Here is a 12,186-nt window from a genome sequence, read left to right as displayed (position 1 = left end):
CGAGAGCTTCCTGCAGGAGCAGGTCCAGCATGGCGTCCTCACGCAGCGAATCCGGTCCCTGAGATTCAGGGCCGTCGTTCCGAGGGTGATCCTCGTGCGGTTCGGCGGGGGAGGGATTGATATTCATGACGATTGGGTAACGGCGCGGAGTTTTTCTTCCACGCACTCTCGTAGTTGTGCTTTGGCTCGCTGCATCAGGTTTCGGGCTCCGTGGTCGGAGATGCCGAGGTTTTCCCCAATTTGCACGCGAGGTGTGTTGTGAACGAAACGCATTGCCAAGGCGTCACGAGCACGTTCGGTCAGGCTCTCCATGCATTCTCGGAGGGCCTCGACGGTTTCATTCCCTGTCAAATCCTTGCCCGCCCAACGTTGCCAACTCTCGTCCAGCAACTCAGGTGAATCAGAAAGGTGAACCCGTCCAAACTTTCGGTGATAGGAAACGAGGAGGTTGTAGGCCGTCCGTCGCAAGTATTCTGAGGTGGCTTCGTCTGAATGTTGAACGAAGTTGTCTCGTCGAAGTACACGCAGAAACGTCTCCTGCGTCAAATCGTCCGCCGTGGCAGCGTCACATCCGAGCAGTCGCAAATACCGCCAAATTCCATCTTGGTGGCGGACAACCAATTCACCTGGTGAAAGTTCACTCACGCATCCATTGGCCTGGGTCTCAGGCCACCAATTCACGAATGAGCTTTCCGCCGCCAGCAATTTTCATCGGTCGTCCGTTGTTACTGGTGAAGGTGGTTTCGGTTGAAATTCCCAAGCCTTTGCAGACCGTCGTCATCAGATCTTCGCTGCTATAGGGTTCCGTCTCAACCGCAGTTCCGTCGGAATTGGTCTCTCCAACGGCCAAACCGCCCTTGATTCCTGCTCCGCCGACGACGCAGGACCACGCCCGAGCAAAGTGATCTCGGCCCGCGTTGGCGTTGATTCGAGGTGTCCGGCCGAATTCGCCCATCCACATCACGACGGTGTCCTGCAGCAATTCTCGCTGAGCCAAATCCTCGACCAGAGCACTCATGGCTCGGTCCAAGTTGGGCAGCTTGTTGTCCTTCAGCGTCGCGTGAATGTTGTTGTGCATGTCCCAGCCGCCCAGGTCGACTTCGATGAACGGCACCCCAGCTTCGACCAAACGGCGAGCCAGCAGACATCCTTGGCCGAAGTTATCTGTGCCGTAGCGTTCTTTGACTTCATCGGGTTCTTTCTCGACGCGGAACGCTTCCATTTGCTCGCTGGTCATCAGGTCCAACGTTTTGCCCAGCACCTTGGCGTGTTCCGCCGCCGGCGTGTCACGGGTCCGTTTGGCGAATCCGTTTTCGATCAGATTGAGCGCCGCCATGCGTTGCAGCAGCCGTTGATCATCCAAGTTCATTTTCAGGTTGCGAACGCGACCGTTGCTGGTGACGGAAAATGGCGACCAAGCCATCCCGAGGAAGCCAGGTCCGGCGCCCGCGCCACCGACCGAAACGAACGGAGGAATCTCCAATTCGGGACGTTGATCAATCAATTCGTGAGCGATCACGCTGCCGTAGCTCGGGTGCTCGATGTTGGGATTGGGAACGTAGCCCGTGTGCATGTAGTAACTGCCGCGGCTGTGGTCGGCTTCGCGGGTCGACATGCTGCGAACGACCGACAGGTGTTTCATCTGCTGGGCAATCATCGGCATGTGCTCACAAATCTGAGCTTCGCCGGTGGTTGAGATCGGGCGGAAAGGTCCGCCGGTCGGAGCACCCGGTTTCAAGTCCCACATGTCAATGGTTGGCGGCCCGCCACCCATCCACAGCAAAATCGCGGACTTGCGATTGCGCCGCATTTCATCGGCTTGTGCGGCAATGTTGCCACCGAGAGTCCATGCCGCGGCAGCCGCAGCGGATGACCCAGCCAGGTGGCTCATGAAGTGGCGACGCGTCATGCCGTTGGGGGTGGAAAGATCCATGGTGAACTCCGGGAAAGAAAAGGTGGTCGGTGCGAGTGCGGTGTGCGAAACCGTCACGGGGTTGTTTGGGAAACGAGAACTCGCGGTGAAGGGCGAGTTCTCACGGTGTGCGGTGCAGCGTCAGTGCTGCATGATGAATTCGTTGCTGTTGAGAATCGCCCACCACATGTCTTGCAGCATTTCAGGCTCGTTGCCTTTGCGAGCGACCATCAACTTGCTGGCGATCGACACTTCGTTTTTGGTGGGACGGCGAGCCAGACCGCTGAGGAACAATCGTGTCACTCGGTCTTTGGGGGAACGACCGGATTTGCTGAGTTGATCCAAGAACGAGCCGGCTTCGAGACTGATCGCGTTCTTGGTCAAATCGCCGTTGAACAACATCAACGCTTGCGGAATCGAACCATTGAAGGTGGTTGTTTCGGTTCCTTCGTCGTTGCCAAAGGCGACCACAAACTGCGACAACCAACGACGACGTTCGGCTTCCTGTTGTTCATAGCTGCCTTTGGACTGCGCGTTGCTGGCGGTGACCATCGACGCGTAGAGCTGTTCCGCACTCATTTGACGTAAGTAGAACCGCGAGAATTTTGGGGATTCACCAATCGTTGGATCGTCGATCTCGTTGTTGGCACTCAGCGTCGATGCCAATTGGTAAGGACGGCTGAGCGTGATCCAGGTGATCAATTTCTTCAGGTCGTAACTGTTGGCTCGGAATTCTTTGCCAAGGTTGTCGAGCAACTCGGGGTGCGACGATGGGTTGTGTGGACCCAAGTCATCGATCGGACGCGTGAAGCCATAGCCAAGGAACATCGACCACATTCGGTTGACGATCATCTTGTCCAGGTACTCGCTTTGCAGCATCAATCGTCCGAGTTCTTCGCGACGATTGACGTCTTCGACAAAGCCACTTTTTTCGATCTCAGTGCCATCGGTGAAGACCGGGTAAGCGACCTTCTGCAAACCGTTTCGCAGCTCATAAAAGACGAGTGCGTCCTCGGGGTCGTTGGCTTCCCCGGCAAAGTCTTGGCTGACCAGTTCCGCTGATTTGATGTCTCGTGTGCCATCCACAAATCGGCGCAGAGCGCGGGTCTGGCGGAAGAACGCGTTGAACTCCCAGAACTTCTGTTGCTTCCATTGGTTGAACGGATGGTTGTGGCACTGTGTGCACTGGACTTGCTGTCCCAAGAAAATTCGCGAAACGCTGCTGGTCGCGAGCGTGCCTTTTTCTTGATTGACTTTGTTGACCAGAAAGTTCACCGCGCCGTTGAAGTTCGGTTCGCCCGGCGTGGTGGACCCTTCGGCGGTGACCAATTCATAAGCCAATTGATCGTAGGTTTTGTTCCCCGCGAAGCTGTCGCGGAGGTACTTCTGCATGCCGGTTCGGTTGGTCAGGTCACGACGGTCGGTGCCACCGCTGCGACCGATCAACAGGTTGGTCCAAACGGTCGACCAGTGGTTGGCGTACTCTTCGGTGTAACGATCGTCGTTGAGCAAACGGTCGACCAGCGCGGCGCGTTTGTTCGAATCGCGGTCGCTCATGAATTCGGACAATTCTTCGAGCGATGGGATTCGCCCGATGACGTCCAGGTAAACGCGGCGACACCACGTCGCATCGTCAACTTCTGAGGCGGGCCGGATCGAAAAGTCTCGCCAGACTTGTTCAATCGCATCGTTGATCATCGCCACTTGTGGCGGAGCAGCAGGATCGGCCGCCGCGGCAGGGGATGCCAAAGATGAACAAGCGAGAGATCCCGCGATCAGCAGCCCGGAAAGGGACAGAACGATCGATTTCATGAAAACGCTTTGGGAGTTAGACGAGAAGTGCGACGCAAAACCCAACCGCGACCCATCATGAGAAAAGAATGAGCCGGCGGAGCTGGAAGCGGCTTGAGACAAAAATAGAACGCCCACCCGGCGGATATGTACCCGCTGGAGGCTGAGCATCCGCTGACAACCACCCTCCATTTTAATCCAATTCAGGCTTCTTTCGCCAATTCAAGCTGGATTGTGACCAAGGAGATCCGGGCGGGGGGCGTCACAATCGGACGTGGAGCGGTCTGTTTCTGCTTCGTATTGTCCGCCACGGAGGGGGGGCGTTCTTCCACTCGAGTTCACAACACGCCGGTGAGCGAGGGACCTGCCGGCTCGCAGCAATGGAACGGGGTCCCTCGCTCACGCTTTTTGAAGTTGCGCTTTTCTCAAAACCCGACTTTCTCACAACCCGACGCCGCAGCGAGGGACCCACCGGTTCGTTGCGATGGCATGCGGTCCCTCGCTGACGCGTCGGGTTATGAAAAACCAATGCCTCACGCGAAAGCGCAACTTCAAAACTCACGCGTTGGCTTGTGAACTCGAGCAAAACAGCAAGCCGCTAGGACGAATGTTCACATCGCGATGATCATTTCTAGGAACTCTTGCTCCGTCATGATTCTCAAAGCAACGCCTTCGTCAGCCAATTGCCGAGCGGCGGCTTCCTTGGTGCTCATCGTACGCCCTGCCTGAATCGTTCGCGAATCGAGTTCGCCGACGACGACCAAGTCCGTTTTTCGCGAAACGCTGGATTGGCATTTTCCGCCGCAGCGAGAGGTCAGCAATTCGGCTTCCTCCCGATGCAGTTTGCTGAGCACGCCCGTGAAGACGACTTTTTGGCCTTCCAGCGGACGGATGAAATCGGCGCGGATCATCAATCGCTGCAGGTCCATTCCGCTGTCGCTGGTCCCCCAGGTTCGCGTCGGGGTGGATGAGTGCGTGGGGGATGGCAGGGTTGCGGTCGCGGCCGTTGACCCAGCGATCGCGACGGCGGAGGCTGGCGCGGAGGGGCGTCGCGCGGACGATCTGCGTTTGCTGGAGGCACGTCGCGTCGTCGGGCCTTTCTTTCCCCAATCGCCAGCCGTTCCTCGCGAAAGGGAAAGCTTCGATTCCAGTTCTTCGAGGCTGGTCGCGCCCGTGTCCTCTGCCGCCGCCAAAGCGATCTTGGCGCAGGCAACGGAATCTTCGAGGGCGTCGTGGTGGCGGAAACGAATGCCCAGCCAATCGGACAAAGGCTTCAAGCCGAACCGAGGTTGCTGTGGCCAAGTCCGGCGGGCGATCGCTCGCGTGCAACTGTACTGCATGTCCGGTACGGGATGGTCGTGCGATTCCAAGCAAGCCATCAACACGCCGAGGTCAAAGCTGGCGTTGTGAGCGATCAAGCAATCATCGCCCAGCGTGGATTGGATCTCCGGCCACAACTCGCCAAATTCGGATTCGTCACGCACCATCCCGGGCGTGATGCCGTGGATCTGGATGTTGGCCGGTGAAAAGACAAACGGCCGCGGTCGAATCAGCCAACAAACTGAATCAACGATCTCCCCGCCGCGAACGCGAACCGCCGCCAGTTGGCAGGCACTGTCCGAACGGCGCGTTGCCGTTTCAAAATCGATCGCGGTGAAATCCATGACGCAGTTCTAAGTCGGCTCGCTTTGCCTTGTCAAACCCTTCGCGAAATGGGTGGATGCGTCAGGCCAGAATGTCGTGGATGACGTGGGCTTCTTCCACGCCAGTCAAACGTTGGTCGAGTCCAAGGAATGGGAACGTCAATCGCTCGTGATCGATTCCCAATTGATGCAGGATCGTGGCGTTGAAGTCACGCACGTGAACGGGATTCTCAACCACGTTGTAGCTGAAGTCGTCAGTGACTCCGTGGGCGATGCCGCCTTTGACGCCACCGCCGGCCATCCATGTCGTGAAGCAGCGGGGGTGATGATCGCGACCGTAATCCTTGTGCGTCAGTTTACCTTGGCAATACGTCGTGCGTCCGAACTCGCCCGCGAATACGACCAGGGTGTCATCGAGCATTCCACGTTGCCGCAAATCGCGAATCAGCGCGGCGCACGGTTGGTCAACATCGTAGGCTTGACCGCGAATTTTGGGGGGCAAGTGCGAGTGGTGATCCCAGCCGCGATGGAACAGTTGCACGAATCGAACATCACGCTCGACCATTCGGCGTGCCATCAAACAGTTGCGTGCAAACGAGCCGCTCTTGTGAACTTCGGGGCCGTACATCGACAACGTGTCTTCGGTTTCTTGGCTCAGGTCGGTCAGTTCCGGAACCGACGCCTGCATCCGAAACGCCATCTCTTGTTGAGCAATGGTGGTCAGGATTTCCGGATCACCAATTTGTTGCATGTGCTGGCGGTTGAGATCCGTGACCAGGTCCAGCATTTTCTGCCGGCTTTCGCGGTTCACGCCTTGCGGATTGGAAAGGAACAAAACCGGATCGCCAGAGGGTTGAAACGAGACGCCTTGGTGTTTGGATGGCAAGTAACCGGATCCCCACAATCGACTGTAGAGAGCTTGGATGTTGGCTTTGTCGCCGCTCCAGAAGGCTGAGTTGAGAACGATGAAGTCGGGCAGGTTCTCGTTCATTCGGCCCAGCCCGTAGCTCAGCCACGAACCCAAGCTCGCTTTGCCGGGGATCTCCGATCCGGTGCAGAACAACGTTTTGCCGGGATCGTGATTGATTGCATCCGTGTGCGTCGACCGAATCAGGCAAATGTCATCGATCACGGTTCCGAGGTGCGGGAGCAGTTCGCTGAGATGGATCCCGTTCTCACCGTGCCGCGAAAATTCGAACATCGATGGCGCGATGATTTGCTCTTTGCCGCGAGTCATCGCGGTGACGCGTTGCCCGTTGCTGACGCTGGGCGGCAACGGCTGTTTGAACTGCTTGGCAAGCTCGGGTTTGTAATCAAACAAATCCATTTGGCTGGGGGCGCCCGCCATGAACAGGAAGATGACCCGTTTGGCTTTGGCGGGAAAGTGCAGGCCGTCCTTCTCGCCGGCTTTCACGGCGGCGGGCTTGTCGATGGATTTGGCTTCGTTGGCGTGAGCACGAGCGACGATCGATCCTAGCGCGGCTGCTCCGAGTCCCATGCCGGATTGCTGCAAGAATTGACGTCGACCTGATAGGTTGGCCAACGTTTGGAGAGCGGCGTTTTGAGGGGCGTTCATGGGAAGGTCAATAGAGAGGCAGGTCGAATTCGGTCGGCGGGTGGATGGGAAGCGAGACGTCATTCCCGTGTTCGAACACAATCCAGATTCAAGATGGAATGGACCACCATGGTCCATGCGGCCAAGCGGACTTGGTCGGGGGCGGACGTCGCGGCTTGGACAGCCGGATCCGTGCATCGTTGCACGAGGGCGGTGGCCTCAGCCGGTTGAGATTCATACAGCGATTGAAAGGTCTCGAGCGATCGCGACAACGATTCGAGAGCCGCATCGGTTGGCGGTCGCGAAGTGATGGTTTCGTAGGCAGCGGCCAGGCGTTTTTGTTGGTCGCCGTCTTCGGCATTCAACGTTTCATCATCGAGCAATCGTTTGGCGAGCGTCGTGGATGCGCTGAAGAACTGAGGCTCGTTCATCATCATGAGTGCCTGCAGCGGCGTGTTGGTGCGTTCGCGTCGGGCGATGCAACTGTCTCGATTCGGGGCGTCGAAAATCGTCATTTGTGGCGGTGGCAGACCACGTTTCCAAAACGTGTACACGCTGCGCCGGACGGTATTCTCGCCCGAATCGGGCACGTAGCTATTGGGATACGAAGTTGGCATCGCAACGATCTTCCACAATCCTTCGGGTTGTGGTGGTTTGACGCTTTTCCCGTACATCGTGGGGCTGAGCAGCCCGCAGACGGAAAGCACCTGATCGCGAATGACTTCGGCATCGAGTCGGTATCGGGAACCCCGAGCGAGCAAGCGGTTTTGCGGGTCGGCCGCGTATGACTCCGACGGCGCGATGGAGGACTGCTGATAAGTCCGAGTGTTGACGAGGGAACGCATCAAGCCTTGCACATCCCAGCCGGAATCGATGAAGTCGATGGCCAAATGATCAAGCAGCTTGGGATGGGATGGCAGTTGTCCTTGAGCGCCAAAGTCTTCGGAGGTTTTGACCAACCCGACGCCAAACAGTTGCTGCCAAAAACGATTGACGGCGACGCGAGCGGTCAGTGGGTTGGATGGATCGACCATCCAGCGAGCCAAGTCCATGCGTGTTCTTGGCGTTTTAGGATCGTTGGCGTCTGGCAGCGGCGGGAGGAACGAGGGCGTGTTACGAGTGACGACTTCTCCGGGGGCATCGTAGGCACCGCGAATCAGAATGTGGGCCGGGCGAATTTCCGCTCGTTCTTTCATCACCAAGGTTGCGGGCACGTTAACCAAGACGCTGTCGCGTTCTTTGTTCAATTTCGCGATCGCGGTTTGAACCTGTTGCAGTTTTTGCTTGCGCTGTTCCGGTGATAATACTGGCGCGGCCCTCCCCTCGCTTTGCTCGACCCTCCCAGCGAGAGCGTCAAGTTTGGAAGCATCGGGAGCTTGTTTGTCGGGTTCCGGTTTGGGTTGCAGGTCTTTCGCTTCCGTTTGCAGGCGAGCGATCTCTGCGTTCAAGCGTGCCAGCGTTTTGGATTGTTCTTCCGTCGGAAATTCGATGTACGGCGGTTGCAGTCCGCGTTGAAAATCGGTGCCGCGGCGCCCGCCCGTTTCTGGGCCGCCATCGAAGTTGTTGAAGAACGCGTACAGCGAGAAAAAATCTTTCTGCGAGATTGGGTCGTACTTGTGGTCGTGGCAAACGGCACACTGCAGGGTCAGGCCCATGAACGCTGTGCCGACCGCGGAAACTCGGTCAACGACATTCTTGACGAAGCTCTCTTCGGGCAAGGCGGTCCCGCGGTCGATGATCAAGTGCAATCGATTGAAACCCGATGCGATCAATTGATCGATGCTGGGATCGGGATGCAGGTCGCCGGCGATTTGATCGACGATGAATTGGTCAAAGGGCAGGTTTTCGTTGAACGACCGAATCACCCAGTCACGATACGGTGTCATCTCGCGGTAGTGGTCGTGGTGCATCCCGTTGGTGTCAGCGAACCGAACGAGGTCCAACCAGTAACGCGCCATGTGCTCGCCGAACGCAGGTTTGGCAATCAGGCGATCCACCAGGTCTTGGTAGGCGGATTCGGAATCGTCGTTCAGGAACGCATCGATTTCATCAGCGGTGGGCGGCAGCCCGGTCAGGTCCAGTGACAGGCGACGGATCAGCGTTCGGCGATCGGCTCGGGGGCGTGGCGTCAGCCCTTGGGATTCCATTTTGGATCGCACAAAGCGATCGATCGGGGCGGTCCATTCCGCGTCCAGTGACTCGGGCAAGGCCGGCGCCGCCGGGGCCACGAATGCCCAGTGGGCTTCGTAGGGTGCCCCTTGTTCGATCCATTGTTTCAGAACCGCGATCTGCTGCGGCTTCAGCGGTTTGTGCATGTCCGGTGGCGGCATGATCGAGTCGGGATCTTCGGACTCGATCCGGACCAGGACCTCGTCCAGGTCAGCTTCTCCCTCGACGTCCAGCCGGAATCCCGCGGCGTTGTTGTTTTCGTCGGGGCCGTGGCAAGCGAAGCAGTGGTTCGAGAGGATCGGACGCACGTCTTCTTGAAACGAAACCTCCTCTGCGTTTGCCGGCAGGATCCAAGCGAGAAAGAGCGTGAGAACGCCGAAACCGAGCGAAATCGGACTCGCCGCGGTGGAAACCACGGGGGAAAAGGACGCAGGCATTCGCGAGGCCGGGGGGGTGGAGGAGCGAATTGGGAGGGCGGGCTCCATTTTGGTTCACCTACCGAGTCATCGCAACTGAATGGAGCTGTCTACGTCGCGAAGTGCGAAGGATTGTCGCGACTTTGCTTGGTCGCGGCGCGTTTCACGCGTTTTTGACGCCGAATGGGGCGTGAAATCCATGGCGAACTCGAACTGAACTTCTGCTGTCCCCCCCTGAACCGCTATTCTTGGCAGTCGATTCGCGACTTCGTATCTCGCGACCCATCCTTGTTTCGAAAGAAAATTTTCCGATGTCCTCTCATTCCCCCTCCACTTCCGCTTCCTCGTCGTCCCAGGCCGCTGAAGTTCAAGTCCGATTGCCGGACGGTTCGCTGAAAACCCAACCCGCTGACGCCACCGCGATGGACGTCGCGAAAGAGATCAGCGAAGGCCTTGCCCGCAGCGTCGTGGCGGCTGAGGTGGACGGCACGATTGTCGATTCGTTCCGTCCTCTCGGCGAGATCGCTGATGATGAAAACGTGGTTCCGCTTCGTTTGCTGACCACGCGTGACGAATCAGCGCTGGATGTCCTGCGTCACTCGGCGGCCCACGTGATGGCTCGAGCGATCATGCGGGTTTACAAAGGTGTCTCGTTGGCGTTTGGCCCGACCACCTCGGGCGGTTTCTACTACGACTTCGATATGCCGGAAAAAATCAGTGAAGATGATTTTCCAAAGATCGAAGCGGAAATCAAAAAGATCATCAAAGCCAAGGAACCGTTCGAACGCTTTGTGCTGGAGCGTGATGAAGCCCGCAAGCTTTGCGATGACCTCGATCAAGACCTGAAGGTCGAACACATCGAAACCGGTTTGGGTGACCAAGCTACGGTCAGCTTCTATCGCCAAGGCGAGTTCGTCGACCTTTGCCGCGGGCCTCACATCCCTCATGCGGGAATGATCAAAGCGATCAAACTGTTGAGTGTTGCCGGTGCGTATTGGAAAGGGGATGCCTCGGGACGTCAGTTGCAACGGGTCTACGGCACCGCGTTCTTTGACAAGAAAGAACTGAACAGCTACCTCGAACAGCTCGAAGAAGCCAAACGCCGCGACCACCGCGTGCTCGGCAAACAACACGGCTTGTTCGCAATCAATCCCGAAGTCGGCCAAGGGTTGTGCCTGTGGTTGCCCAAGGGAGCCCGCGTGCGCGTCACGTTGGAAGACTTCTTGCGTCGCGAATTGCTTTCACGTGGTTACGACCCGGTCTACAGCCCGCACATCGGCCGTGTGGAAATGTACGAAACCAGCGGTCACTTCCCATACTATCGCGACAGCCAGTTTGCTCCGTTGTTCGGTAGCGAAGTGGGTGGGTTGCTCGACGCGTGGAGCACTCGTCTGGACAAAGATGATTTGTCGAAGGACGACGAAGACAAGTTGATCGCCGCGGCGGAAGTGTTCGGTGTCAAATTGCCAGAGTACAAACCGTCGGCATCCAACGACGCGAAGAAGGACGTGCTGCATCGATGGCAATTGAACAACGAACGATATCTGCTCAAGCCAATGAACTGCCCGCACCACTGTCAGATTTTTGCTGCCCAACCGCGGTCGTATCGTCAGTTGCCGTTGCGGTTGTTCGAGTTCGGAACCGTTTATCGCCACGAGCAAACTGGCGAACTGAACGGGATGATGCGGGTGCGTGGGCTGACGCAAGATGACGCGCACATCTTCTGCACCGCGGATCAAGTCGAAGAGGAATTTCGGGCAACGATCGAGTTGACCAAGTTCGTGCTCGAGTCCGTTGGGCTGGATGATTACCGCGTGCAGTTGTCGCTGCGGGATCCGGATAGCAGCAAGTACGTCGGCAGCGAAGAGAATTGGGATCACGCCGAAGGCGCTCTGCGAGGTGTGCTGGAGCAATCCGGTTTGTCATTCAACGAAGAGCCCGGTGAAGCAGCGTTCTATGGTCCGAAGGCGGACTTCATGGTGCGTGATTGCATTGGTCGTTCCTGGCAGTTGGGAACGGTGCAGTTGGATTACAATCTGCCCGAACGCTTCAAGCTGGAATACAAAGGCAACGACAACGCGACGCACCGTCCGGTGATGATCCACCGCGCACCGTTTGGTTCGCTGGAACGATTCACCGGGATGTTGATCGAGCACTTTGCCGGTGCGTTTCCGATGTGGTTGTCGCCTGAGCAAATTCGCGTGTTGCCTTTGTCGGACAAGTCCGTTGAATACGCGACGGCGGTGGCCAAGCAATTCGACGAAGCCGGGTTCAAAGTCACCGTCGATGCATCTGACGGAAAGGTCCAAGCCAAGATTCGCAACGCCCAGATCGACTTGGTCAACTACATGGCCGTCGTGGGGCCGAAGGAAGCCGAATCGGGACAGGTTGCGCTGCGTGACCGAATCGAAGGCGACCTCGGATCGATGCCGATCAAGGAAGCGATCGCGCGTCTGCAAAAAGAAGTCGAGACGCGTCAGGTTCGTCAGGCTGTTAAAGGCAGCACCGTGTCGATCGCCGAATCTGGCGGTGCCGCGACCGATTATTGATCGACTGCTGTTGAAGGACTTCCCAAGCGCGGTGTCACCTCTCCTCCAACTTTGTTGGGGGAGAGGTGACGAATTGATTGAAGCGTAAGCTCTGTCGAGACTTCTCAAGCAGATGCGATGGCTTGCCAGAGCGAGGCGGAGGCTTGGATGC

General features: G+C 57.5%; 7 protein-coding genes. 1 reads left to right on the top strand and 6 read right to left on the bottom strand.

What is annotated here, in order from left to right; all coding sequences use genetic code 11:
• Positions 1-123: 123 nt before the first annotated feature.
• The 6 genes from ACF8AM_RS02760 to ACF8AM_RS02735 form a co-directional block, all read right to left on the bottom strand.
• On the bottom strand, positions 124-645 hold the full coding sequence (locus ACF8AM_RS02760; protein WP_392554168.1) for an RNA polymerase sigma factor: 522 nt from the start codon (positions 643-645) through the stop codon (positions 124-126).
• Between the two features lie 19 nt (positions 646-664).
• Positions 665-1,933, bottom strand: a complete 1,269-nt coding sequence (locus tag ACF8AM_RS02755) for a DUF1501 domain-containing protein (protein ID WP_392554167.1) — start codon at positions 1,931-1,933, stop codon at positions 665-667.
• Between the two features lie 120 nt (positions 1,934-2,053).
• A complete protein-coding gene (locus tag ACF8AM_RS02750) occupies positions 2,054-3,724 on the bottom strand; it encodes a DUF1549 domain-containing protein (RefSeq protein WP_392554166.1) in 1,671 nt (556 codons plus the stop codon).
• Positions 3,725-4,314: 590 nt separating this feature from the next.
• Entirely contained in the window at positions 4,315-5,367 is a 1,053-nt protein-coding gene (locus ACF8AM_RS02745; protein ID WP_392554165.1) for an exonuclease domain-containing protein, read from the bottom strand.
• Positions 5,368-5,428: 61 nt separating this feature from the next.
• Entirely contained in the window at positions 5,429-6,922 is a 1,494-nt protein-coding gene (locus ACF8AM_RS02740) for a DUF1501 domain-containing protein (RefSeq protein ID WP_392554164.1), read from the bottom strand.
• A 59-nt stretch (positions 6,923-6,981) separates the two neighbouring features.
• A complete protein-coding gene (locus ACF8AM_RS02735; RefSeq protein WP_392554169.1) occupies positions 6,982-9,486 on the bottom strand; it encodes a DUF1553 domain-containing protein in 2,505 nt (834 codons plus the stop codon).
• Between the two features lie 311 nt (positions 9,487-9,797).
• On the opposite strand from ACF8AM_RS02735, the gene thrS reads away from it, so the two are divergent.
• Positions 9,798-12,035 carry a threonine--tRNA ligase gene (gene thrS / locus ACF8AM_RS02730; RefSeq protein ID WP_392554163.1) on the top strand — a complete coding sequence of 746 codons (2,238 nt, stop codon included), beginning with the start codon at positions 9,798-9,800 and terminating at the stop codon, positions 12,033-12,035.
• Positions 12,036-12,186 lie beyond the last annotated feature (151 nt).

It is taken from the genome of Rhodopirellula sp. JB055, assembly GCF_043100905.1.
GTDB lineage: Bacteria > Planctomycetota > Planctomycetia > Pirellulales > Pirellulaceae > Rhodopirellula.
The sequence above is the reverse complement of the archived record's forward strand: the minus strand, read 5'-3'. Positions and strand labels throughout refer to the sequence as shown.

Excerpts from the sequence above, each read along its gene's own strand:
- ACF8AM_RS02755 (WP_392554167.1), bottom strand. The coding sequence starts at position 1,933 with ATGGATCTTTCCACCCCCAACGGCATGACGCGTCGCCACTTCATGAGC.
- ACF8AM_RS02750 (WP_392554166.1), bottom strand. The coding sequence starts at position 3,724 with ATGAAATCGATCGTTCTGTCCCTTTCCGGGCTGCTGATCGCGGGATCT.
- ACF8AM_RS02745 (WP_392554165.1), bottom strand. The coding sequence starts at position 5,367 with ATGGATTTCACCGCGATCGATTTTGAAACGGCAACGCGCCGTTCGGAC.
- ACF8AM_RS02740 (WP_392554164.1), bottom strand. The coding sequence starts at position 6,922 with ATGAACGCCCCTCAAAACGCCGCTCTCCAAACGTTGGCCAACCTATCA.
- thrS (WP_392554163.1), top strand. The coding sequence starts at position 9,798 with ATGTCCTCTCATTCCCCCTCCACTTCCGCTTCCTCGTCGTCCCAGGCC.